We start from the raw sequence: 24,349 nt of genomic DNA, 5'->3' as shown, positions 1-24,349 counted from the left end.
ACCCTGTGCTAGATTGACTGCCGGCCGACATTTCACGTGCCCCAAGACACCGTGTCTGACTTCTTCTCGGCCGCCCTCCACCGCTGTACACGCGCCTCGCGCTGGCCTTTGCGCCTGTGCTGGCACAGCCTGCGCTGGGCCGTGCTGGTGCTGGCCCTGTTGTGGGCTTTGGGGGTGATGGCCTGGGCTGTATTGCACTGGGCCATTCTCCCGCACGCCAATGACTGGCGCCCCTGGCTGGAAAAGGAAGCCTCAAAGGCTTTGGGGGTAGAGCTGCGCATCGGCCGCATCAGCGTCGAATCCAGTGGCTGGCTGCCGCGCATGGAATTGGGTGATGTGCAGGTGCTGGACGCTGCCGGCCGGCCGGCCCTGCGCCTGCCGCGCGTCGCGGCCGTGCTGTCGGCCCAGTCCCTGCTCGCGCTGGAGCCGCGCTTCTCGCAACTGCTGGTCGACGCCCCCGAGCTCATCATCCGCCGCGACGCCCAAGGCCGCATCTTCATCGCCGGGCTGGGCCTGGAGGAGGCCGAAAAGACCGACGCCGGCACCACCGAAGCCGGCATGGACTGGCTGTTCAGCCAGCCCGAGCTGGCCATCGTCAACGGCCGGGTGCGCTGGGTGGACGAGAAGCGCGCCGACACCCGGCCGCTGGAGTTGTCGGCGCTGAACTTCGTCATGCGCAACGGCCTGCGCCGCCACGACCTGCGCCTGGACGCCACGCCGCCCGCCGACTGGGGTCGGCGCTTCACACTGCGTGGCCAGTTCACTCAGAGCCTGCTGAAGCGCCCGGGCGAATTCCAGCATTGGAGCGGCCAGCTCTATGCCGAGCTGCCGCGCGCCGACCTGAGCCAGCTCAAGCGCCATGTCGACCTGCCCTTCCAGCTCAGCGAGGGCGACGGTGCCGTGCGCGCCTGGGGCCAGATCAAGGACGGCCAGCCGGTGGCCGCGACGCTGGACCTGGCGCTGCGTTCGGTGCGCCTGAGGCTGCTGGAATCGGCGCCCGAGCTGGACCTGGACCACATCGAAGGCCGGCTGGACCTGGCCCGCGCCAAGGGCGCGTTGAGCGTTCAGGCCCGTCAGCTCGGCTTTGTCAGCCGGGACAACGACGGCAGCGTCGTGGTCTGGCCGCGCTCGGACTGGGGCGTGGCCCTGCAGCTCGGCAAGGCCGACGAGGTGCTGGGTGGCGAGGTCAACGCCCAGCGCCTGGACTTCGCGCTGATGGCCCAGATTGCTCAGCGCCTGCCGCTGGGCGAGCGCGCCCACAAGCTGCTTGAGGAACTGGAGCCGCGTGGCGTGCTGACGGCGCTCAGCGGCCAGTGGCAGGGCTCTTTGGACGCGCCGCGCAGCTACCGTGTCAAGGCGCAGATCGACGGCCTGGCCGTGGCCGCCAAGGCCGGCGCGCAGGAGGACCACCTCGGCCGCCCCGGCCTGCACGGCGCCAGCCTGGAACTCGACGCCAACGAGCGTGGCGGCACCGCCAAGCTGGCCGTGCACCAGGGCGAGGTCGAGCTGCCGGGCCTGTTCGAGGACCCGCACCTGCCGATCACGCGGCTGTCCACACAGCTGACCTGGAAGCTGCCCCAGCCCGACAGCCAAGCCAAGGGCAAGACGCCCGGCGAGGTCGAGCTGAAGCTGCGCGAGCTGCAACTGCAGACGCCCGATCTGAGCGGCGAGTTCGATGTCACCTGGCGGCGCGCGGCCGGTGCCACCACGCCGGGCTTCCTGGACCTCAGCGGCCGCGTGCAGCGCGTGGAGGCCACGCGCGTGGCCCGCTACATCCCGCAGGGCCTGCCGGCCACGCGCAGCTATGTGGCGCGCGCCATCCTCGGCGGCGAGGCCCGCAACACCAGTGTGAGGCTCAAGGGCGAGTTGAGCGACTTCCCCTTCGCGGCGCCCAAGTCCCCCGGCATCTTCCGCGTCGCCACGCAAGCCCAGGGCGTTACGCTGGCCTATGTGCCGCCGAGCGACAACGGCGGCAACTGGCCGGCCATGGAGGGCGTGGACGCCGAACTCGTCTTCGAGCGCGCCGGCATGTTCATCAAGGAGGGCCATGCCAAGGTGCTCGGCTATGAACTCAGCGGCGTCAACGGTGGCATCAAGGACCTGCACCATGGCCGCGTGCTGCAGCTCGATGGCAACGGCCGCGGCGCCGGCGCCGACCTGCTGCGCTTCGTGCGCGCTTCGCCGCTGGACGAGTGGCTGGGCCATGCGCTGAGCACCACGACAGCCCAGGGCCCGGTCGGGCTCAAGCTTGGCATCACCATCCCGCTGGACGACACCCACCAGACGGCGGTCAAAGGCCAGCTCCAGCTTGGTGGCGTCGACCTCAAGCTGCGCCCCGAACTGCCGGCGCTCAGCGGCGCACGTGGCCGGGTCGACTTCGACCGCAAGGGCCTGCAGCTGACCGGCATGACGGCCCGCCTGCTCGGCGGCGACGCTGGCATCGAGGGCGGTACCCAGCGCGACGGCGGCATGCGCTTCGCCGTGCAGGGCCAGGCCACGGCCGAGGGCCTGCGCCGCGCCACGGAGCTGGGCGCCGTCACCCGCCTGGCGCAGGCGGCCAGCGGCCAGGCCGCCTACCGCTTCCAGCTCGCCATCCCGAAGGATGGCCAGAGCGAGCTCAGCGTCACCAGCAATCTGCAGGGCCTCGCCCTGGACCTGCCCGCGCCCGGCCACAAGGAGGCCGATGCGGTGCTGCCGCTGCGTCTGTTGATGACGCCAACCGCCGCCGGCCGCGACGAACTGCGCCTCGAAGTCGGCACCCCCGCAGCGCCGCTGTTGCAGGCCCAGCTGCAGCGCGATATCTCCGGCCCCAGCTCCCAGGTGCTGCGTGGCGCCCTGGCCGTGCAGGACAAGTTGCCGGCCTTGCCGGCCACCGGCGTGTTGCTGCAGGTCAATGTCGCGGCCCTGGACCTGGACGCCTGGCAGCAGCGCCTGGGCGGGTTGGCGGGTGGTGGCAGCGGCGGCAGCGGCGGCGAGGGTGCTGACGACGCGGGCCTGCTGCCCAGCCAGATCTCGCTGCGCAGCCAGGCGCTGAAGGTCGGTGGCCGCCAGCTTGGCCGCGCGTCCGCGGTGGTGGCGCGCGAGGGCGCCAATTGGCGCGTCAACATCGACGCCGAGCAGCTCTCCGGCCGCATCGACCTGAAGGGCGTCAAGGGCGGGCAGATCGACGCCGTGCAGGCACGGCTGACCCGGCTGTCGCTGCCGCGCCAGGAAGCCGAGTCGGTCAGCGAGCTCATCGATCCGGGCAAGACCGACGCGGGAAGCGGCCCGCTGCCGTCGCTGGACATCGCGGTCGATGACTTCGAGCTGCGCGGCAAGCGCCTGGGCCGGCTGGAGGTGCTGGCCCACGCGCCGGCAGCCGCGCGTGACTGGAAGCTGGAGAAGCTGCAGATCCACTCTCCCGAGGCGACGCTGATGGCCACCGGCCACTGGGGTGGCGACGGCAATGCCCGGCGCCGCACCCAGCTCGACTGGAAGCTCGACATCGCCGACGCCGGCAAGCTGCTGGAGCGCCTCGGCCAAGGCCAGAAGGACGCCCCCGTGCTGCGCGGCGGCAAGGGCGTGCTGGCCGGCCAGGTCGGCTGGGACGGCTCGCCGCTGGCCCCGCACTACGCCAGCATGGCGGGCGCCTTGAACATCCAGCTCGACACGGGCACTTTCCTGAAGGCCGAGCCTGGCGTTGGGCGGCTGCTGGGCGTGCTGAGCCTGCAATCGCTGCCACGCCGCTTCCTGCTGGACTTCCGCGACGTCTTTGCCGAGGGCTTCACATTCGACGGCGTGACCGGCGACGTCAAGATCACCGCCGGCGTGGCCCGCAGCGACAACATCCGCATCCGCGGCCTGCAGGCGGCCGTGCTGGTGGACGGCAGCACCGACCTGGCGGCCGAGACGCAGAAGCTGCGCGTCGTCGTCGTGCCCGAGGTGTCGGCCGGCGGCGCGTCGCTCGCCTATGCGGCCATCAACCCGGCCATCGCGCTCGGTGCCTTCCTGGCCCAGCTCATCCTGAGCCGCCCGGTGGCCGCGGCCAACACGCGCGAGTTCCACATCACCGGGACCTGGGACGACCCCAAGGTGGAGAAGGTGGAGGCGCTGCCGGCCAAGGCGGCGAGCGCGCCCTAATCCAGCGCCTTCAGCTGCAGCCGCAGCCCCGCGTAGCCGCGCAGCTGCATCAGCGCGGTCTTCAGCCCGGGTTCGGCCATGAAGAGGGTGTCGAAGCTGCCATCGGCCGCCGCCAGGTTCAGCCCGCGCAACAGCCGCTCGGCCAGCTGCGGCTTGTCGCGCGCCACGAAGAAGTACAGCGGCTGCTTGTATTGCAGCGCCACGCCCGGCAGCTCGGCGAAGCCCTGGTCGGTGAATTGCAGCAGCTCGGCGTCGATTTCTTCGCGGGTGCGCGGGATGAAGTCGAAGCGGCCGGCCTTGAGCATGCGGAACAGCAGCTCGGATTTGGTCGCCGTCTCGACGGTGAAGCCATTGGCCCGCAGGATCTGCGCGTCGCTCCAGTAGGTGCCCGCGCCGGCTCGCAGCTTGCGCACCGCCTCCAGGGTGCGCACCGATCGCATGGTGGAGAGGTCGGCGGCCCGCACGAGCAGGAAGCGCAGCTCGTTGATGCCCTTGAGCAGGTTGAAGCGCACCGGCAGCGCCTGCGCCTCGCGCTCGGGTGTCGTTGTGCTCCACATCAGGTCCAGCAGGCCGTCCTGCAGCATCTGGCGCATGCGGGGCCGTGGCAGGTCAGGTGCCGCGTGAACCAGGACGGGCGCCGGCTCGCCGTCGCCCGTCTTGCTCAGGGCCAGCTTCAACGCCTCGATGAAGAAGTCGCCGTGAGCGCTGTAGGCATTGGGGTCGGGCAGTCGCAGCGTCAGCGGCGTGCCGGCACCATGGGCTGGCGACAGCGCGGCGGGTAGCGCGGCGGCGAGGGGAAGCGCCAGCAGTTGGCGCCGCAGGCGGGAGGGAAGCTGCATGTCCGCTCGATTCTCATGCCGCAGCCCCTGGGGCGTCATGCCGGCAGGCGTGACTTCTGCCGCGCAGTCCTGAACGTGATCGACCAGCGCAGGGCGTCCACCGGCGCCACGCTGTGCTGCCAGCCCCAGCGCGCCGCGCCCTGCAGTGCGTAGACGGAGCGCGGTTCGACGTTCAGCTTGATGATGTCCTCGCGCTTCGGGTTGTGTGGCGGATAGGGCCTGAAACGCAGCAGCGCCTCACTGCCCAGCGACACGCCAAAGACGTCCTCGAAATCCGGCACGTCGCGATGCCAGCCCAGCGGTGTACCGGGCGCGTACTCGGCCACGAGGACATGCATCAGGGCTTGTGCGGCGACACCGGCCCAGCGGGCGACCCGCTCGCGCAGCGGGTGCAGTTCGGCGATGAGGGGTGACGACGGCCGCAGTTCGTTGCTGTCGTAATCGAATTGGCCGCCGAAGCTGACGACGCGGCGGCGCGCGGTGTAGCTCTTGTACTTCGCTTCCTGCAGCGGCAGCGCTTGCACGATGGCGATGAGGGTCGCTTCTTCGCTGGCGGACAGAAAGCCTGCGTCGTAGCGCAAGCCGGCGGGCAGTGCGCCCGGCGACGGCGCAAGATCGTCGAACAGTCCGGCCTGGCTCATCGAGGTCAGTTCAGGCCGGTGTGTAGGCTTTCAAGTCTGCGGCGGTGAGGGCGGCCTCCTGGCGCACCCAAGCCGCGAAGCGCTTCACGACGGGCAGGGCTGCGGCGTCCTCGCGGATGACCAGCAGGTTGGCGCGTGGCGACGGCAGCAGCAGCGCGTGCGCCTGCGCCAGCGTGCCCACGCGCAGCCGCGGCAGCGCCAGCGACAGACGCGTGACCGCCACACCCAGGCCGGCCTCGGCCGCGTCCAGCGTGACGCCGGCATCGTTGAAGGCCGGCCCTTCGGGTTGTGCGGAGACACCGGCCGCGGCTTGCCACAGCGGCGCGTCGCCGGTCACATGGCTGAGCATCTGCGCTGCAGGCCAGCGCATGGCATCCGGCCCGAGCGCGTGGGCCACCGCTGGCGCGGCGACCGCCAGCAGGCTGTCCTCGAACAGCAGCTCGCCGCCGTCCTCGGGCCGGCCATGGCGCAGCGCCACCAGGGCCACACGTGGCGCCGGGCGCACCAGCGCGTAGTCGGTCTGCACGATGAGGCGCACCGCCGGCGCGGCCGCGATGAAGCCGTGCAACCGCGGCAGCAGCCAGGCGCGAGCGAGAGAACCGAGAGTGGCGATCTGCAGCGTCGTGCGTGCCTCTTCTGGCTCGGGGTAGACCGCCTCGTGCAGGGCCGCGAGCGGCCCGCCCAGGCGCGCCAGCAGCTCGCGGCCCTCGGCCGTCAGCCGCATCTGGTTGCCCACGCGCTCGAACAGGGTCTGGCCGCACCAGTCTTCCAGCTGGCGCACCTGGCGGCTGATGGCGCCGGGCGTCAGATGCAGCTCGGCGGCGGCGCGGCTGAAATTGCCCAGGCGGGCGGCGGCCTCGAAGGCTTGCAGGGAAAACAGGGGTGGCAGGCGTTCGCGCATGGTCTTGAGAAATCGGCACAGCCGGTGTGCGAAAGCCTCGCTGGTGTGGCGGGCGGGTGGGGCCGACAGTGGCGCGACGTTAACGCTGGAGATCAAAGCCATGCCCGCACAAGCCATTCTTGTCCACCGGTTCGGTGGCTCCGAGGTGCTGGAATTGCAGCAGCTGCCGATGCCGGAGGCCATGCCCGGCCAGGCGGTCGTGCGCATCGACTACGCCGGCATCAACTTTGTCGACCTCTATCAGCGCGAAGGCCGCTATCCCAACATCAGCCTGCCCTGGCGCCTCGGCCTGGAGGGGGCGGGCGAGATCGTCGACGTCACGCCAGGCGCCGAGTTCCAGCTCGGTGATCGCGTCGCCTTCACGACCGGCGTGCAAGGTGCCTATGCCAGCCATCTCGCCGTGCCGCTGGAGCATCTGGTGCGTGTGCCCGATGCGCTGTCGCTGCGTGACGCCGCTGCGGCGCTGGAGCATGGCCTGACGGCGGCGATGCTGCTCGACGACGTCGCGCGGCTGCCGGCGCGCGAGCCCGTCCTCGTGCATGCCGCGGCCGGTGGCGTGGGCGGCTGGCTGGTGCAGTGGCTGATTGCACGCGGCCATCCGGTCTTCGGCACGGTGTCCAACGCTGCCAAGGCCGACTGGCTGCGTGGCCTGGGCGCCGTGCCCCTGCTCGCGGACGGCGACTGGTTGTCGGCGGCGCGCGGCGTGGCGGTCGCCTTCGACTCGGTAGGCCGCTCCACCTTCGCCGGCAGCCTGGATGTGCTGCGCATGGGCGGCCATCTCGTGCTTTTCGGCGCGGCCAGCGGCCAGCCCGAGCCGGTCGACGTGCTGGCGCTGCAGAAGAAGAGCCTGACGCTGACGCGGCCCGTGCTGCCCCACTTCCTGCCCGATGCGGCCAAGCGCCGCGCGCGTGCGGCAACCGTGTTCGATGCGCTGCTCAGCGGCGCCGTGCAGCTGCGCATCCACGCCGAATTCCCGCTGGCCGACGTGGCCAGTGCCCATGAACTGCTGGCGTCGCGTGCGACGCAGGGCAAATTGCTTCTCAAGCCATGACCACCTTGCAAGACCGCCTGGCCAGCCTCGGCCACACCCTGCCCGACCTCGGCGAACCTGCTGCGAACTATCTGCGCCACCGCGAAGGCAAAGGCCTGCTCGTCATTGCCGGCCAGATCGGTACGCCCGGTCGCGGCGCGCTGGACGCGTCAGCCGGCCACGCCGAGGCCGAGGTCGCCGCACTGAAGCTGCTGGCCGTGCTGGACGCGGCTGTCGGTGGCGACCTGGGCCGCGTGCGCCAAGTGTTGCGCCTGGGCGTGTTTGTCGCTTCGTCGCCTGGCTTCACCGAGCACAGCACCGTGGCCGACGGCGCGTCCGATCTCGTCGTCGCGGCCCTGGGCGAGCGTGGCCGACATGCGCGCGCGGCCATCGGTGTGGCCAGCCTGCCTGCGGGTGCGGCGGTGGAGGTCGAGGCGCTGGTGGAGCTGGTGTCGTGACCGGGCACCTGCTGCTCAACCATGCCGGCGCCTCGCCGATGTCGGCGGCGGCCCTCGCGGCCCTGCAGGCACATCTGGCGCTGGAATCTCGCCTCGGGCCGATGGAGGCCGGGGACGCGGTCGCGCCCCAACTGCAGCGCCTGCGCGAGGACGCCGCACGGCTGTTGAACGCTGGCACGGACGAGGTGGCCTTTCTCAGCAGCGGTTCGGCCGCCTTTGGCGCGGCCTGGTCGGCCTTCACGCACAAGACGCCGCTGCGCCCCGGCGACCGCATCCTGGTCGGTCGCCAGGAATGGGGCGGCAATCTGGCGACCTACCAGCGCAGCGGTGCCAGCGTCGAGGTGCTGCCCTGCCGTGAAGACGGCAGCGTCGACGCCGAGGCCAGCGCGGCGCTGATTGACGAGCGCGTGCGCTGGATCTCGTTGACCTGGCTGCCCGCCAATGGCGGCCTCATCAACGGCGCTGCCGCCCTGGGCCAGGTGGCGCGCGCGGCCGGCGTGCCGTATTTCATCGATGCCGGCCAAGCCGTGGGGCAGTTGCCGGTGGATGTGCAGGCCCTTGGCTGCGATGTGCTGAAGAGCGCCGGCCGCAAGCATCTGCGCGGCCCGCGTGGCACGGCGCTGCTGTATGCGCGCAAGGGTTTCCTGGATCATTTGGAGCCGCCCTGGGTGGACGTCTCGGGAGGGCGATTCGAAACGGCGGAGCAGCCGGTGGCGCTGCGGCTGGCCCTGCAGGTGGCGATCGCCGAAGCGCTGGAGATCGGCATCGATGCCATCGCCGCGCATGTGCAGGGCCTGGCTGCCCGGCTGCGCCAACGCCTGGCCGAGTTGCCCCATGTGCGCGTGCACGACCTCGGCACCGGCCCACGCTCGGGCCTGGTCAGCTTCACCGTCGAGGGCGAGGCAGCCCCGGCGACCCGCGCGCGCCTGGCTCAGCAAGGCATTCATGTCGGCGCCAACGGCGTGCCCTACACGCCGCTGGACATGCAGGCCCGTGGTCTGGACGGCATCGTGCGTGCTTCATTTTCCTGGCTTAACAACCCAGCGGACATCGAGCGGCTAGCATCCGCGCTATGAAGATCGCTGCAGTCCAAATGGTCTCCGGCCCCGACGTGGCCGCCAACCTCGGCACCGCGCGCCGCCTGCTGGAGGACGCCGCCCGCCGCGGCGCCCAGCTCGCGGCCCTGCCCGAATACTTCTGCCTGATGGGCATGCACGACAGCGACAAGCTGGCCCTGGCCGAGACCGAGGGCGAAGGCCCCATCCAGGCCATGCTGGCCAGCGCCGCGCGCGACCTGGGCCTGTGGCTCATCGGCGGCACGCTGCCGATCAGGTCGACAACGCCTGAGCGGGTGCGCAACACGACGCTGGTGTTCTCGCCCGACGGCGAGCAAGTGGCGCGCTACGACAAGATCCACCTCTTCGCCTTCGACAACGGCCGCGAGAGCTATGACGAAGGCCGTGTGCTGGAGCCCGGCAACCAGCCGACGAGCTTCGACGCCGGCGGTGTCAAGGTCGGCCTGTCGGTCTGCTATGACCTGCGTTTCCCTGAGCTCTACCGCGCCTATGCCGGTTGTGACCTGCTCGCCGTGCCGGCCGCCTTCACCTACACGACCGGCCAGGCGCATTGGGAGCTGCTGCTGCGCGCCCGCGCCGTCGAGAACCAGTGCTACGTCGTCGCCCCCGCCCAGGGCGGCCAGCATGCCAACGGCCGCCGCACCTGGGGCCACAGCATGGTCATCGACCCCTGGGGCCAGGTGCTCAGCGTGCTGGCCGAAGGCGAGGGCGTCGTCGTCGCCGACGTGGACCCGGCGCGTCTGACTCAGGTGCGCCAGCAGCTGCCGGCCCTGGCCCACCGCAAGCTCTGAGCAGGCGCGTCGAGAATCGGCGCACTCCGCCGCTCCGGGCCTGCGAGCGGCGTCTGCAAAGGATTCCCCATGACTGACAAGATGGCCAGCCGCTCCACGGCCTGGCTGGTGGGTGCGCTGGTGGCGCTGGCGCTGTTCGGCAACTACTACGTCTACGACTCCATCGGCCCGGTGGCCGACCTGCTGCAGCAGCAGCGCGCCTTCAGCGACAGCCAGATCGGCCTGCTGAACGCGATCTACAGCCTGCCCAATATCGTGCTCATCCTTGTCGGCGGCGTGCTGGTGGACCGCTTCGGCGCCGCGCGCATGACGCTGTGGACGGCGGCCATCTGCCTGGCTGGCGCGGCCTTGACCGCCTTCAGCCCCAATTTCGCCGGCATGGCGACCGGCCGGCTGCTGTTCGGCATCGGCGCCGAGACCTTCGGCATCGCCACGCTGGCGGCCATCGCGCAGTATTTCGCCGGCGGCACCGTCGCCTTCGCGATGGGGCTGGCGCTGGCGATCGGGCGCCTGGGCTCCTTTGGCGCCGACATGTCGCCGACCTGGTTCGCCAGCGCCTACGCCCAGGGCTGGCAGCCGCCGCTGGTCATCGCCGCCACCCTCGCTGCGACGTCGTTCGTGGCGTCGCTGGCCTACTGGTGGGTGGACCGTGGCGCTCAGCGTGGGGTGTCAGCCGCACCGGCGGCCGAACGCTTCGTGCTGCGCGACCTGCTGCACTTCGGCAAGGCCTATTGGTATCTGCTGGCGCTGTGCGTGCTGTGGTACTCGGTCATCCTGGCCTTTCGCAGCACCTTCTCGATCAAGTATTTCCAGCACACGCATGGTCTGGACCTGGCCACGGCAGGCGAAATGAACAGCTATGTCTTCCTGGCCGCGGTGTTCGCCACGCCGGCCTTCGGCTGGCTGTGCGACCGGCTTGGCCGCTATGCGCCTTTCCTGGCCCTGGGGGCGCTGCTGTTGCCGCTGGCGCTGGCCGTCATGGCACTGACGGACTGGTCCCTGTGGGTGTCGACGGCGCTGATCGGCATCAGCTTCTCGCTGGTGCCGGCCGTCATGTGGCCGCTGACCAGTCGCCTCGTTGCCCCGGCGCGCTTCGGCACGGCCATCGGCCTCATGTGGGTGGCGCAGAACGCGGGTGTCAGCGGTGCCAACCTGATGGCCGGCTGGTTGAACGACCAGGCCGGTGCCGGCGCGGCCAACCCGGCGGGCTACGGGCCGATGATGGCCTTCTTCGGCACCGCGAGCGCGCTGGGCTTACTGTGCGCGCTGGCGCTGTGGCTGACGGCCGGTCGGCGCCGGCACGAGGTCACGGCCGCAGCGTGACCAGGTCGCGCAGCAGCAGGTCGATGTTGGCCCGCAGCGCGCGCTCGTTGGCGATGCGCAGCCGCTCGTTGGGCGACACGATGGCCTCGCTGAAGCGGGCCTCGTCGGTGTTGGCGACGCGCCGCTGGTAGACCGGCTTGCCACTGGCCTTGTCGACCAGGGTGTAGCTCACCGCCACGCCGACGGTCACGCCGACGGCGGGCACCAGGGGCTGGTCCAGCTGCAGCAGCTCGGCCTGCAACTCGAAGCGCGGCGCCGGCTCGGGCGACAGCGGCTTCATGCCGACGGCATGCAGAGACTCTTCCAGCGCCTGCTGCAGTGCCAGGGCACTGACCTTGGAGCCCCACCAGCGGCCGGTCTCCTGGCCGCCCTTGACGGCAGCGACGCCGACCTGGGCCTTGAGCGCATCCGGCACCCAGCCACGGATCTGCAGCGCCTCGGCCGGGCTGATCGCCATGGGCAGGGGCTGGCTGGGCGTGCCGCAGCCGGCCAGCAACAGGGCCAGCAGGGCGGCGGGAAGCAGGGCAGGGCGCGACATGGGTGTCCCATGCTAGGCCCAGGCGCGGCTGGGCAGGGCAACAAAAGCGGCCGCTCTGCCCGGCTTTTCAGGCCTCGGAAAACAGCCGGTGCGTCATGACCGTGCCGCTGGCGGGAGCTTTCACCCGCGGCATGACGGGGTCACTTCACGTCAAGCGTATAGGTCACGGCCTGCGACATGCTGGGCAGGATGGCGCCGAAGTTCAGCGTGTAGCGGCCGCGCTTGAGCGGCCCGAGGGCCACGTAGTAGCCATTGCCGGCAGCCGGCGCGTCGTCGTCAGGCGCGACGAGGAAGCAGCCCTTGGTGGCCTGGCGGTGCGCTTCCAGCCCCGCGAAGCGTTTGCCGTTGAGATCCAGCACCAGGGCCGCGGGCGCCTCGGTCAGGGACTCGGCGCGCAGCATCAGCGAGGCACAGGCCTCGCGCTCATCGTCGGGCGGGAAGGCGATGAAGTTGATCAGCGGGAAGAACAGCGTCTTGCCCACCGGGATGCTGCAGCGGCGCACCGTGCGCTTTGTGCCATAGGTGCCGGCCAGGAACCAGACCGGCCCGGACTGGCCGCTGGCGCACAGGCTGCCGTCGGTGTCCGCCACGGGGCTGTCCTCTTCGTCGAAGGACAAGGCCCAGTGCCACCAGCGCTTGGACCATTCCTCCTGCGTGGCGCCAGCGATAGCCTTGCCCGGCGGGATGAGCTGGGCCTGGGCCTGGGTCGGCACGGTCGTGGCCAGCAGCAGGGTCAGAAGGAGAGCGTGTCGCATCGATGCTTTCAGGATTTGCGCTTGCGTTCCATGGCCACCTGGGAGACCTGAAAGCCCAGCTTTTCGTAGAAGGTGGCCACGCCGTCGCGGCCGGCGCGCAGCACCCAGGTCATCTCGTCGTTGTCGCCGACGGCCGCCTTGACGAGGGCGCTGCCGACGCCGCGGCCGCGGTGGGAGTCCGCCACGACGACCATGGAGATATAGCCGTTGAAGAGGCCGTCGGTGATGGCGCGCAGGAAGCCGATGACCTCACCGTCGTCGTCCACGGCAGCCAGGGCCACCTGGGAGCGCCGGACCAGTTCCGCAAAGACGTCGGCATCGGCCACGCGCGGTCCCCAGTGGTTGGCGATCAGCAGCTCGCGCGCGGCTTCGACCTCGGCAGGCTGGATGGGTCGGATCTCCAGATCAGCCTCCGAACATCATGCGGTGCGCCAGCGCTTTCTTCAGCGGCGTGGCCAGCTCCAGGCCGGCCAGGGCCAGGCCACGCAGCGCCGGCAGCCCCGGCAGCCGCCAGGCAAAGCTGCGGGCGAGGAAATCGGTCGCGGCAATCATGGGCCAGCGGTCGGGGGCGCGCTGCCAGTCGACGCGGGCCAGCACGGCGTCCAGGCCCAGGCCGGTTTCCGTCGCATCGCGCAATGCATCGATCAGGGCCTGGGCGTCGCGCAGGCCCAGGTTCAGCCCCTGGCCGGCGACCGGGTGCAGGGTCTGGGCCGCATTGCCGATGCGCAGCGCCCGGCCTTGCAGCAGCCGCGTCTCGGCGTTCAGGCCGAGCGGGAAGCACTTCAATGCCGAGATGCCGGTCAGCCGGCCGGCCACGGCGGGCAGTTGCTGCTGGATGACGACCAGGCGCTGGGCGTCGTTCAAGGTAGCGATGTCGTCCTCGGCCTGGGGCAGGCACCAGACGAGGGCTGCGCGCGGGCCTTGCGCGTCGTCGGGCAGGGGCAGCAGGGCCAGGGGCCCGTTGCGTGTGAAGCGCTCGATGGCCAGGCCCTGCAGGCCGGGCGGCGCCAGGCGCACCGTGCCGACCCAGGCGTTCTGGTGATAGTCGCTGGTGATGGACTTTCTATCCTGCTCGGCAAACACGCCGCCCTCGGCGACGACGGCGAGGTCAAAGCTGTCGACGACTGGACCTTCGCCGCAGTCCAGCTCCACGCCAGCCAGGTTCGAGCGAATCGCATGCACGGCGGTCCCGAAGCGGGTGAACAGGCGCTCGCGCTGGGCGGTGGCCAACTCCAGCCAACGCTGCTGCAGCGGCGCGACCAGGGCGCCATAGGGCAGCACGGCGCCAAGCTGGGGCAGGCCCTGCTCGGTGGCACTGATGCGCACCTCGCCGGCAATCGGCGCGGGCGGCGCCTGGCTGACATGCACGGTCTGGATGGCCTGGGCGCTCTGGGGCTGCCAGGCGTGCAGGCGCTGCAGCAGCCGGATGCTGCCGAGGTTGAGCGCCAGCGTGCGGGCGTCGCCGCTGATGTCGTGGTCCAGCGGCCGGGTGTCGAAAAGATGGATTTCAGCGCCTGCCAGGCGCTCGGCGGCGAGCAGGGCGAGGGCGAGGCCGGCAGGACCGGCGCCGATGACGGCGAGCTTCATGGGCTCAACGATAACTGCCGGCGATGCAGCTGCGCGGCGACTCGGGGTGTCGGGCGCCTCGCCCCCGGCGCGCTCGGGGCCATTGTGGCCATGCACCGGCCGGGCCGGGCGGCCCCGATAAGCTGCGGCTTTTCCGCCCCTCCCGCACAGGAACGCTCCATGCAATACCGCCGTCTCGGCCGCGCCGGCCTCCAGGTTTCCGAACTCTCCCTCGGCTCCTGGGTCACGTATCACAACCAGGTCGGCACGAAGGCCGCCACCGAGATGCTGGCCGCGGCCTTCGACGCCGGCATCAACTTCTTCGACAACGCCGAGGTCTATGCGCAGGGCGAGAGCGAGGTCGTCATGGGCCAGGCCTTCAAGGCGCTGGGCTGGAACCGGCTGGACTACATCGTCTCCAGCAAGTTCTTCTGGGGTCTGCAGCGTGATGGCGTGACGGTCAACCGCAAGGACACGCTGAACCGCAAATACCTGATGCAGGCGGTCGACGCATCGCTGAAGCGCTTCCAGCTCGAGCATCTGGACCTGATTTACTGCCACCGCCCCGACCCGAACACGCCCATCGAGGAAACCGTCTGGGCGATGAGCGACATCATTCGCCAGGGCAAGGCGCTGTACTGGGGCACCAGCGAATGGAGCGCCGCCGACATCCGCGCCGCCTGGGAGATTGCCGAGCGCCATCACCTGCACAAGCCCGTCGTCGAGCAGCCGCAGTACCACCTCTTCCACCGCCGCCGTGTCGAGCAAGACTACGCCCGCCTGTACGAGGACATCGGCCTGGGCCTGACGACCTGGAGCCCGCTGGCCTCGGGCCTGCTGACCGGCAAATACCGCAGCGGCATTCCCGCCGGCAGCCGCGGCGCGCTGGAGAACATGAGCTGGATGCGCGAGCAACTGCAGGACAAGGCCAGGAACGACGCTGTCGGCAAGCTGTCCGAGATCGCCGCCGAGCTGGGCTGCAGCATGGCCCAGCTCGCCATCGCCTGGATCAATCGCAACCCGCGCGTGTCCACCGTCATCCTGGGCGCCAGCCGCATCGAGCAGCTGCGCGACAACCTCGGCGCCCTGGCCGTGACGCCCAAGCTGACCCCGGAAGTCATCGAACGCATCGACAGCATCGCCAAGCCTCTTGCGCAGTGATCATTCACGTTCTCTGAGGGCAAGACCCGGCAAAGCAGGCCCTTTGGGTGCCTGAGAATGCCGTTATGAGGGTCTTGACAACAAAAGGGTGCGCTGCAGCGCTGCTGATCGCCGCGGCGCTGCTGGCCACCGCGGCACAGGCGGTGGTGCCGCGCTTCGAGCCCATCGGGGAAGCGGGCGCGGTAAGGGACAACGTTGTCTCCGCGCTAGCGCTGGATGCCCGCGGCGTGTTGTGGGCCGGCTCGCCCGAGGGGCTGCTGCGCTTTGACGGCTATGCCTTCCGGCGCTACCCCTTGAGCGGCCCCGACGGCCAGCTGCTGCCCGAGCAGTTCGTGCGCGCCATGCTGCCCGACCCGCGCGGCTGGATGTGGGTGGCCGCCGGCAACAGCGGCCTGGTGCGCCTGGACGTGGCCACCGGTCGCTGGGATCGCTGGGCGCGCAACGGCAAGTCGGCCGACGAGACCGCGCCCGCCGCCAATACCGTGCGCACCTTCGCCCTGGAAAAGGACGGCACGCTGTGGATAGGCGGCAGCGGCGGCCTGGACCGCTTCGACGTCAAGAGCCAGCGCTTCACCCACCACCGCGGCAAGGAGGACGGCCTGCCCGACCCGCGCGTGCAGACCCTGCTCGTCGACCGCCAGGGCACGCTGTGGATCGGCACCTGGCGGGGCCTGGCGCGCAAGGCGCCCGACGGCCCCATCGAAGCGCTGGACGTCGGCATCGGCGACCAGCTGGTCACGCTGATCAGCGAGGCCCAGGACGGCCGCATCATCGTCGGCACGGCCCAGGGGCGGCTGCGCGCGCTGTCGCCCAATGGCCAGCCGCTGCCCTTCAGCCCCGGCGCCCAGCCAGGCGCCACCTCGGGCGTCTGGCCCGTCATGGCCATGGCCCAGCCCGATGCCGACGAGCTGTGGTTCGGTGACGCCTCGGGCGTGTCGCGCCGTCGCGCGGTCGACGGCGCGCTGATCGAGCGCCTGCCCGCCACCGGTGCCGGCACCGCGCCGCGCAGCGATGTGCGCGCGCTGATGCGCGATCCGTCCGGCACGGTCTGGGCCGGCAGCTATGGTGGCGGCCTGATGCGCCATGTGCCGTCGCTGCCTGGCCTGTCCATGGTGCGCGAGGCCATCGGCTCGGTCTCGGGCGGCCTGGACGTGCGCAGCATCCTGCAGCTGGACAACGGCGAGATCTGGCTGGGCACGCTGGCCGGCGGCATCGAACGCCGCGACCGCCAGCTGATGCCGCTGGGTGTGGTCGCCCAGGGCAGTGGCGGCCTGCCGTCAGGGCGGGTCAATGCACTGGGGCAGAGCAAGGACGGCTCCGTCTGGGTCGCCATCGACACCCAGCTGCTTCGTTTCGACACCCAGGGCCGCTGGAAGGAAACCCTGCGCAGCGGCAATGCCGTGCCGCGGCGCTTCCACGCGCTGGACGACGGCTCGCTATGGATCGCGACGCTGGACGGCGTGATGCGCTGGACGCCCGAGCACCCGCAGATGCGCGCCATCCCGACCGCCGGCCTGGTGGGCGGCACCGGCGAGGTCAATGCCTTCGCCAGCCTGCCCGACGGCAGCCTGTGGGCGGGCGGCGCGGCCGGCCTGTTCCGCGTCGCCAAGCCGGGGTCGGACGAGCCCGTGGCCGAATGGGTCGAGCCCGTGGGCCTGACCGGCCAGACCGTACTGGGCATGGCCGTCGACCTGGCCGGGCGCCTCTGGGTGGACACCGGCACCGGCCTGCACCGCCTCATCGACAGCGACGGCAAGAAGGCGCGCTTCGAAGTCGTCGGCGCCTCCGACATCGGTGGGGCGTTCGGCGCCAACCTGCTGTTCGACAAGCAGGGCCGCATCTGGTCGCAGCGCAATATGTACGACCCGCGCAGCGGCGAGCGCCGCGAACTCGGCGCGGCCGACGGGGCCGACCTCGGCACCGGCTGGTTCCGCGCCTACGCCAAGCTCGACGACGGCCGCATGCTGTTCGGCGGCGCACGCGGCCTGCTCGTCATCGACCCTGACCGTTTCTCGCCCTGGACGTACAAGCCGCCGCTGGTCGTTTCGGAACTGCGCGTCGATGGCGAGGAGCGCGCGCTGCCGGCCAACGGCAGCGACATCGTCCTCGCGCCCGGCGAGCGGGGCCTGAGCCTGGCCTTCGCCTCGCTGGACTACAGCCAGCCCAGCCGCAACCGCTACCGCTACCGGCTGCAGGGCCTGGACGCCGGCTGGATCGACGCCGGCATGCTGGGCCGTACGGCGGCCTACACCAACCTGTCACCCGGCCACTACCAGCTGCAGGTGCAGGGCAGCAATCGTGACGGCGCCTGGAGCCCCACCGAGATCAAGATCGGTGTCAACGTGCGCGCCGCCTGGTGGCAGACGCGCTGGGCCCTGGCCCTGGCCGTCATCGCTGCCGTGGGGCTGGTGGCGGCCATCGTCAGCATGCGCACGCGGCTGCTGCTGCGCCACCGCCGCGTGCTGGAGCTGCGCGTGCAGGAGCGCACCGAAGCGCTGGAGGCCGCCACTGCCGCGCTGACGGCCAAGTCCGTCGAGCTGGAAGAGGCCAGCCTCACCGACCCGCTGACCGGCCTGCGCAACCGCCGCTTCCTGGACCGCCAGATGCCGGCCGACGTCGCCATGGTTCTGCGCCACTACGAGCCGACCTCGGGCGCTCTCGTCGCCAACCCCGACAGCGACCAGGACCTGCTGTTCTTCCTCATCGACATCGACCACTTCAAGCGCATCAACGACGCCCATGGCCACATGGCCGGCGACGCCGTGCTGATGCAGATGCGCGGCCGCCTGGAGCAGGTCTTTCGCGCCACCGACTACCTGGTGCGCTGGGGCGGCGAGGAGTTCCTCATCGTCGCCCGCGGCACGCCGCGCCGCCGCGCGGCCGAGCTGGCCGAACGCGCCCGCCAGGCCATCATGGCCCAGCCCTTCGAGCTCGACGGCGGGCTGCGCCTGACCCTGACCTGCTCGGTCGGCTTCTCGGCCTTCCCGCTATGCCCCAGGCTGCCGCGCGCGCTGGACTGGCATGCCGCCATCGACCTGGCCGATGCGGCGCTGTACGACGCCAAGGACACCGGCCGCAACGCCTGGGTCGGCCTGCTGGACGCCAAGGCCGATGGCGAGGACGAGCTGCGCCAGGACATGCGCCGGCCGCTGGACAGCTGGGCCAGCAGTGGCCGGCTGACGCTGCAGCGTTCAGGTCGCAGCTGAGGCCCGCGGCGGCGGCTTGCGAAACGACGCCATGCAGCCCGCCGTCCCGCTTTCTTTCGGTCACGCAGCTCTGGCCCGGCGCCTCGTGAGCGAGCTGGAGGCCAGCCTCAGGCCCGGCGCTGGCAGCAGCACCGAGCCGGCGCTGGTCATCGGTGTCTTCGGCGAATGGGGTGCGGGCAAGAGCCGGTTGCTGCAGACCGTCGGCGATGAGCTGGACAAGCGCAGCCAGAAGAACGGCGAGCAGGTGCTGACGGTCGTCGTGCCCTTCAACGCCTGGCGCTTCGAGCGTGAGGAGCATCTGCTGGTGCCGCTGTTGCGGGTCGCCCAGCAATGCCTGCGCAAGGCGATCGACGACAGCCTGGGCACCGACATCAAGCGGCATGAGCGGCTGTCAGATCAGCTGATGTTGCTGGGCGATCTGGCGCAGGTTATCTACCAGCACGGTGGGCGCGACCTGGCCCAGGCGGCGCTGACGGCCCATGGAGTCGCGCTCAAGCTGCCAGCCATCAAGCCGGCCGAGGGCAAGCCCAACCCCGGCGCCCTGGAGGTGCTGGAGTTGCGTCGCCGCCTGAGGGCGAATGCGCGCCGGCTGGACACGCCCATCAGCCAGCTGCAAAGCCTCTACTACGACTTCCTCGAACAGCTCAAGGCCGTCACGGGGCGCAACCCTTCGGCGCTGACCCTGCACCGGCAGCGCCTGCTTCGACGCGGCACGGGTCTGTGGCCCGCCTTGCGCTTCTATTCGCGCACGGGCTGGGACTGGTTCTTCACGGGTGAGGTGGCTTCGGCGCCGGGCGTGCAGGTCAACCTGGTGTTTCTCGTCGACGACCTCGACCGCTGCCTGCCCGACAAGGCCGTCGAGGTCCTGGAGGCGATCAAGCTCTTCCTGGAGGTGGAGGGCTGCGCCTTCGTGCTGGCGCTGGACGAGGAGGTCATCGAGCGCGGCATTGCGCACCGCTACCGCGACTACGCGCTGCAGGGCAAGGAGGGCATGACGCCCATCACCGGTGCGGAGTACCTGGAGAAGCTCGTGCACCTGCCGGTGCGGCTGCCGCGGCCCACCGGCGCGGCGGCGCGCGACTTCCTGGCCGACAAGTGGCCGGCCTGGTTCGCCGACGCGTCCGCGCAGGCCAACGACCTCGCCACGTTGGTGGCTGCCATCACGCCCGGCGTGCCACGCAAGCTGCACCGCATGACCTCGTTGCTGGCCCTGGCCGAGTCTCTGGGTGCCGGCGACGCCAAGACGCCGCGCAAGCGCGAATGGCTGGCCATCGTCTGCGCGCTGCAGTTGTTTGCGCCGGCCTTGTACCGCTATCTGCGCCTGCACGGCGCCAGGCTGCTGATCACGCTGGCCGATTGGCGCACCGACGCGCTGTTCCGCGATGTCGCCGGCCTGCGCAAGGCCTTGCAGTTGCAGGTGCTGGGTGTCGATTCACCGGCCCAGCTGCAGTACCGCCTCGTACTGCTGCGCCTGCCCGACCTGTGCGAGGCGGCCATGCACAACCGCTCGGGGTTTGACCTGCTGGAGTTGCTGGCGCGTGTCGGCGAGCTGCACGAAAAGGCGGCGCTGACCGGGGCGCAGCTGGGGGCGCTGATGGTGTTCACGGAACTCGAGGGTGCTGCGGACACGGTGGCGATGCCAGCCGTCGCGGTTCAACCGACTGAACCCATGACCCCGCCGGTGATGCCAGCACCGCCTGCCGCGCCCGAGGTCATCGTCGTTGTGCCCGCCGCGGCGGAGGTGGTGGATGCGGTGTCCGAGCCCGAGGCCACGTTGATGGAACGGGGAGAACCGACGCCGCTGGCAGGCGCGCCTCGGGAAGCCCGTCTAGAGAACGAGCGTGCGCTGATCGAAGCCGTCAACTCGGGTGAGCTTGAGCTGGTGCGGGTGGCACTTTCGCGGGAAGGCGCAGCACTGCGCGACCGTGTGATCTCACATTCACTTTGGGGCATGCTGCGCGCCAGTCGCCTGAGGGGGCAGCTTAGTGAATGGATCGAACGGGGTGCGCCGGCCGATCAGACCCAGTTCCTGCTGCAGGAGTTGCGGCCTCATCTGTCTCAGGTGGCGGCGTTTAACCTGCTGGCCGATTTCGGCTCGCCCGTGCAACGTGTGCTGAAGCGGCCTGACTGGGCGCAGGACGTGAGGGCGCGTGACGGCCTTGCCCTGCTTGCGCCGCCGTTGCTCGCGGGCAAAGACGTTTGGCTGGCGACGTTGCGGAGTTACTCGGCCGCCGAGTGGGCCATTCCGCGCGGTTGGGCCTGCGCGACCCAGCAGCTAGAGGGCGTAGCGCCGCATGCCCGCATCAGCCTGGGCTCGGACGAGCACTATGGCGTGCACGCTGCATTGCACATCGCGGGGCTGCAGCAGCGTTTGCGCTGGGTGCCGAAGGGCAAGCTGGCCATGGGCTCACCCAAAGGACCGCCGGAGGAGGGCGAGTTGCGCACGGTCAGCCTGGCCGCAGGCTTCTGGATTGCGGACACTGCCTGCCCACTGGGTTTCTGGCACCAGGCGATGGGAAGTACTTCCCCAGGTGGCGACGAGTTGCTGCCGGTCACGGGAGTCAATGTCGACGACATCGAGGGCTTCTTGGCGCAGTTGCAGCAGCGGCTGCCGGGCTGCGAAATCCGGCTGCCGAGCGAGGCCGAATGGGAAGCCGCCTGCAGGGCAGGGACGCGAACGGCATATGCATTCGGCGACGACGTGGGGCCGTCGGAGGTGAATGCCGAAAGCTCGGCTCTGGCACCTGTCGCCGGGATGGCTCCCAACGCATGGGGGCTGTTCCAGATGCACGGCAACGTCGCCGAGATTTGTCGCGACCTGCTGAATCCAGGGCAGCGTACGGTCGACTTCTCGGGCGACCCGGAAGGCCCCTCAGGAGCCGGTACTGGCTGGCACGCGCTGCGCGGCGGTTCGTTCCGCAACAGTTTTCCGCAGACCCGCTCGGCCGCCGTCGACCGCATCGCCCACGACGAGCGCCGTGGTGACGTCGGCTTTCGTTTTATTGTGCGAGCCGGCCAGACGCGCGACGTCGAGAAGCCTTCAGCTGCCGTGGACAGGAGCGTTCAACCGCCCATCGAGGAACTTTCAAGTCCCTTGGACAGGGCCATTCAACGAAGGGGGTTCACCTAAAAGCGCCGGTCCCCAGCCCAGGGGCGCCGGCAGCGCGGCCAGGATGCGCTGGCGCAGCGGCGCGTAGGCCTCGTCCACCGGCTGGCCCGGGCGCGGGGCCAGCGGGTCCTGGTGGCTGCTGAAGGCTTCGTCCAGGTCGGCCCAGTCCGCGGCGCTCAGGAGCCGTGCCGCGCGCGGCAGGATCTCGGTCTCCTCGCGCCGCATGTGGCGCAGGTACCGGGCGGTGTAGACCTTGAGCTGCTGCTCGAACTTCATGCGCCGCGGCTCGCCCATGTGCTCCCAGGCGAGCAGGCTGTGCTGCAGCTCGCGCACCGCGCGTTCGCCCTGGGCATGGTCGGCGTCGAGTTCGTCCAGCGTCTCGCGCAGTTCGGGCGCCAGCGCGCGCAGCTTGGGGAACAGCAGCTCGCTTTCTTTTTGGTGATGCAAGCGTTCTGGAAATTCGTCGACATAGAACAGCATCGCCCGCAGCGCACCGAAGTCGCAGGGCGTGCCGGCGCGCTGCTGGGCCTCGAGCAGCAGGGGCAAGGTGCGCAGCATCGCGGCCAGGGCGTCGTGCTCGGCGCGGATGATGCGCACGGCCAGGGGCATGGGCGTGGTCATGCGCCAAGCGTCGCGCTTCGCCGCGCGGGCGGTCTTGCGCTGGATCAAGTCAATCGAACCACCCCCGTAAAATCCCTGGTTTTGCCCTTCAGCCCCAAGAAAGCCCCGGCCATGACTGCATCGACCGCTTCCCCCACCCTCATGGCCAACGCGATCCGCGCCCTCGCGATGGACGCGGTGCAGGCGGCCAACTCCGGCCACCCGGGCGCACCCATGGGCATGGCCGACATCGCTGTCGCGCTGTGGGGCCACCATCTGCAGCACAACCCGGCCAATCCGCACTGGGCCAATCGCGACCGCTTCGTGCTGTCCAACGGCCACGGCTCGATGCTGATCTACGCGCTGCTGCACCTGACGGGCTATGACCTGCCCATCGACGAGCTGCGCAACTTCCGCCAGATGCACAGCAAGACGCCGGGCCACCCCGAGGTGGGCATCACCCCGGGCATCGAGACGACCACCGGCCCGCTCGGCCAGGGCGTGACCAACGCCGTGGGCCTGGCCCTGGCCGAGAAGCTGCTGGCGCGCGATTTCAACCGCGAAGGCCACGAGATCGTCGACCACCACACCTACGCCTTCCTGGGCGACGGCTGCCTGATGGAAGGCATCAGCCACGAGGCCGCGTCGCTGGCCGGCGCCTGGAAGCTGAACAAGCTGATCGCCATCTACGACGACAACGGCATCTCCATCGACGGCCAGGTTGCGCCCTGGTTCGCCGACGACACCGCCAAGCGCTTCCAGGCCTATGGCTGGCACGTCATCGGCCCGGTGGACGGCCATGACGTCGACGCCCTGGACGACGCCATCGGCAAGGCCAAGGAGAGCCAGGACAAGCCCACGCTGATCATCGCCAAGACGGCCATCGGCAAGGGCTCGCCCAACCGTGCCAACACCAGCAAGGCCCACGGCGAACCGCTCGGCGCCGAAGAGATCAAGCTGACCCGCGCGGCCCTCGCCTGGGAACACGAGCCCTTCGCCGTGCCGGCCGAGGTCTATGCCGCCTGGGATGCCAAGGAACGTGGCGACAAGGTTGAGGCCGAGTGGGACAGCCGCTTCGACGCCTATGCCGAAGCCCACCCCGAGCTGGCCGCCGAGTTCCAGCGCCGCATGGCCGGCGTGCTGCCCGCCAACTTCGCGCAGATCGCCGTCGACGCCGTCGTCAAGGCCCATGCCGAAGCGCAGACCGTCGCCAGCCGCAAGGCCAGCCAACTGGCGCTGGAAGCCTTCACGCTCGCCCTGCCCGAGCTGCTCGGCGGCAGCGCCGACCTGACCGGCTCCAACCTGACCAACACCAGCAGCACGCCGGCCCTGCGCATCGCCGCGGACGGCACGCCCAACAACGGCCGCCACATCAACTACGGCGTGCGCGAGTTCGGCATGGCGGCCATCATGAACGGCGTCGCGCTGCACGGCGGCTTCATCCCTTACGGCGGCACCTTCCTGACCTTCAGCGACTACAGCCGCAACGCCATCCGCATGGCCGCACTGATGAAGGCCCGCGTCATCCACGTGATGACGCACGACTCCATCGGCCTGGGTGAAGACGGCCCGACCCACCAGTCCATCGAGCATGTCGCCTCGCTGCGCCTGATCCCGGGCCTGGACGTCTGGCGCCCGGCCGACACGACCGAAACGGTGGTCGCCTGGACCATGGCCATCGGCAACGCCCAGCGCCCGAGCCTGCTGGCCCTCTCCCGCCAGAACCTGACCTACTCGCCCAAGACCAACGTCGACGAGATCGCCAAGGGCGCCTATGTGCTGTTCGACCCCGTGAGCGCCAAGGGCAACAGCAAGGCCGAGGCCGTCATCATCGCCACCGGCTCCGAGGTGCAGCTGGCCATGGCCGCCAAGGCGCTGCTGGCCGACGAGGGCATCAAGGTGCGCGTGGTTTCCATGCCGTCGACGAGCGTTTTCGACCGCCAGGACAAGGACTACAAGAAGAGCGTGCTGCCCAAGGGCCTGCCGCGCGTGGCCGTCGAGATGGGCGTCAGCGACTTCTGGTGGAAGTACGGTGTCGACGCGGTTGTCGGCATTGACACCTTCGGCGAGTCCGCCCCGGCCGGCGTGCTGTTCAAGCACTTCGGCTTCACGCCCGAGAACGTCGCGGCGACCGTCAAGGCGGTGCTGAAGAAGAAGTGATGCCGTCGCGCCCCGGGCCATGTGCGGCCAGGGGGTGGCGATGGACATCAGGGGCTCGGGGGCGCCGCCGCGGGCC

At 70.3% G+C, this 24,349-nt stretch carries 18 protein-coding genes; 10 read left to right on the top strand and 8 right to left on the bottom strand.

Annotation, left to right across the window (positions count from 1 at the left end):
• The first annotated feature begins 36 nt into the window (after positions 1 to 36).
• Positions 37 to 4,119, top strand: a complete 4,083-nt coding sequence (locus AC1DW0_RS22335) for a YhdP family protein (RefSeq protein ID WP_477948089.1) — start codon at positions 37 to 39, stop codon at positions 4,117 to 4,119.
• Here AC1DW0_RS22335 and AC1DW0_RS22330 read toward each other — a convergent pair.
• Genes AC1DW0_RS22330 through AC1DW0_RS22320 form a run of 3 tightly spaced genes read right to left on the bottom strand, consistent with a single transcriptional unit; the run spans position 4,116 to position 6,602 of the window.
• Positions 4,116 to 4,958: a substrate-binding periplasmic protein gene (locus tag AC1DW0_RS22330; RefSeq protein ID WP_477948087.1), complete on the bottom strand. Its 843-nt coding sequence runs from the start codon at positions 4,956 to 4,958 to the stop codon at positions 4,116 to 4,118. The genes AC1DW0_RS22335 and AC1DW0_RS22330 overlap by 4 nt on opposite strands.
• Positions 4,959 to 4,993: 35 nt before the next feature.
• On the bottom strand, positions 4,994 to 5,599 hold the full coding sequence (locus AC1DW0_RS22325) for an alpha-ketoglutarate-dependent dioxygenase AlkB (protein ID WP_477948085.1): 606 nt from the start codon (positions 5,597 to 5,599) through the stop codon (positions 4,994 to 4,996).
• A gap of 10 nt (positions 5,600 to 5,609) precedes the next feature.
• Positions 5,610 to 6,602, bottom strand: coding sequence for a LysR family transcriptional regulator (locus AC1DW0_RS22320; protein ID WP_457350726.1), 993 nt, complete (start codon positions 6,600 to 6,602; stop codon positions 5,610 to 5,612).
• Between AC1DW0_RS22320 and AC1DW0_RS22315 the strand changes: the two genes are divergently transcribed.
• From AC1DW0_RS22315 to AC1DW0_RS22295, 5 genes are all read left to right on the top strand, one after another.
• The gene (locus AC1DW0_RS22315) at positions 6,601 to 7,551 is read left to right on the top strand and encodes a quinone oxidoreductase family protein (RefSeq protein WP_477948082.1); all 951 of its coding nucleotides are present in this window, start codon (positions 6,601 to 6,603) and stop codon (positions 7,549 to 7,551) included. The genes AC1DW0_RS22320 and AC1DW0_RS22315 overlap by 2 nt on opposite strands.
• The gene (locus AC1DW0_RS22310) at positions 7,548 to 7,988 is read left to right on the top strand and encodes a RidA family protein (RefSeq protein WP_477948080.1); all 441 of its coding nucleotides are present in this window, start codon (positions 7,548 to 7,550) and stop codon (positions 7,986 to 7,988) included. Before AC1DW0_RS22315 ends, AC1DW0_RS22310 begins: the two co-directional genes overlap by 4 nt.
• Positions 7,985 to 9,064, top strand: a complete 1,080-nt coding sequence (locus tag AC1DW0_RS22305) for an aminotransferase class V-fold PLP-dependent enzyme (RefSeq protein ID WP_477948078.1) — start codon at positions 7,985 to 7,987, stop codon at positions 9,062 to 9,064. Before AC1DW0_RS22310 ends, AC1DW0_RS22305 begins: the two co-directional genes overlap by 4 nt.
• Positions 9,061 to 9,855: a carbon-nitrogen hydrolase family protein gene (locus AC1DW0_RS22300; RefSeq protein ID WP_477948076.1), complete on the top strand. Its 795-nt coding sequence runs from the start codon at positions 9,061 to 9,063 to the stop codon at positions 9,853 to 9,855. The genes AC1DW0_RS22305 and AC1DW0_RS22300 overlap by 4 nt, the downstream gene beginning before the upstream one ends.
• A 69-nt stretch (positions 9,856 to 9,924) precedes the next feature.
• Positions 9,925 to 11,178, top strand: coding sequence for an MFS transporter (locus AC1DW0_RS22295; protein ID WP_457389338.1), 1,254 nt, complete (start codon positions 9,925 to 9,927; stop codon positions 11,176 to 11,178).
• Here the strand turns inward: AC1DW0_RS22295 and AC1DW0_RS22290 are convergent.
• The 4 genes from AC1DW0_RS22290 to AC1DW0_RS22275 all read right to left on the bottom strand — a co-directional run bounded on the left by AC1DW0_RS22290 (position 11,162) and on the right by AC1DW0_RS22275 (position 14,058).
• The gene (locus tag AC1DW0_RS22290) at positions 11,162 to 11,716 is read right to left on the bottom strand and encodes a hypothetical protein (RefSeq protein ID WP_056199808.1); all 555 of its coding nucleotides are present in this window, start codon (positions 11,714 to 11,716) and stop codon (positions 11,162 to 11,164) included. The genes AC1DW0_RS22295 and AC1DW0_RS22290 overlap by 17 nt on opposite strands.
• A 140-nt stretch (positions 11,717 to 11,856) precedes the next feature.
• Positions 11,857 to 12,471: a hypothetical protein gene (locus tag AC1DW0_RS22285; protein WP_056199805.1), complete on the bottom strand. Its 615-nt coding sequence runs from the start codon at positions 12,469 to 12,471 to the stop codon at positions 11,857 to 11,859.
• An 8-nt stretch (positions 12,472 to 12,479) separates the two neighbouring features.
• Entirely contained in the window at positions 12,480 to 12,821 is a 342-nt protein-coding gene (locus tag AC1DW0_RS22280; RefSeq protein ID WP_477948143.1) for a GNAT family N-acetyltransferase, read from the bottom strand.
• A 55-nt stretch (positions 12,822 to 12,876) separates the two neighbouring features.
• Complete coding sequence (locus AC1DW0_RS22275; RefSeq protein WP_457389340.1) at positions 12,877 to 14,058, bottom strand: FAD-dependent monooxygenase; 1,182 nt, start codon at positions 14,056 to 14,058, stop codon at positions 12,877 to 12,879.
• Positions 14,059 to 14,217: 159 nt separating this feature from the next.
• Here AC1DW0_RS22275 and AC1DW0_RS22270 point away from each other — a divergent pair, with 159 nt between their 5' ends.
• From AC1DW0_RS22270 to AC1DW0_RS22260, 3 genes are all read left to right on the top strand, one after another.
• The gene (locus AC1DW0_RS22270) at positions 14,218 to 15,198 is read left to right on the top strand and encodes a potassium channel beta subunit family protein (protein ID WP_457389341.1); all 981 of its coding nucleotides are present in this window, start codon (positions 14,218 to 14,220) and stop codon (positions 15,196 to 15,198) included.
• 65 nt (positions 15,199 to 15,263) lie between these two features.
• Positions 15,264 to 18,404, top strand: a complete 3,141-nt coding sequence (locus tag AC1DW0_RS22265) for a diguanylate cyclase (protein WP_457389342.1) — start codon at positions 15,264 to 15,266, stop codon at positions 18,402 to 18,404.
• Positions 18,405 to 18,435: 31 nt separating this feature from the next.
• Complete coding sequence (locus AC1DW0_RS22260; RefSeq protein ID WP_477948072.1) at positions 18,436 to 21,534, top strand: P-loop NTPase fold protein; 3,099 nt, start codon at positions 18,436 to 18,438, stop codon at positions 21,532 to 21,534.
• Here AC1DW0_RS22260 and AC1DW0_RS22255 read toward each other — a convergent pair.
• Positions 21,490 to 22,134 carry a hemerythrin domain-containing protein gene (locus AC1DW0_RS22255; RefSeq protein WP_457350709.1) on the bottom strand — a complete coding sequence of 215 codons (645 nt, stop codon included), beginning with the start codon at positions 22,132 to 22,134 and terminating at the stop codon, positions 21,490 to 21,492. The genes AC1DW0_RS22260 and AC1DW0_RS22255 overlap by 45 nt on opposite strands.
• 111 nt (positions 22,135 to 22,245) lie before the next feature.
• Here AC1DW0_RS22255 and tkt point away from each other — a divergent pair, with 111 nt between their 5' ends.
• Positions 22,246 to 24,273, top strand: a complete 2,028-nt coding sequence (tkt, locus tag AC1DW0_RS22250) for a transketolase (RefSeq protein WP_056201247.1) — start codon at positions 22,246 to 22,248, stop codon at positions 24,271 to 24,273.
• Positions 24,274 to 24,349: the final 76 nt, after the last annotated feature.

Source organism: Roseateles sp. P4_D2, from assembly GCF_056401875.1.
Note: the sequence above shows the minus strand (reverse complement) of the source record. Positions and strands in the feature narration are given on the sequence as shown.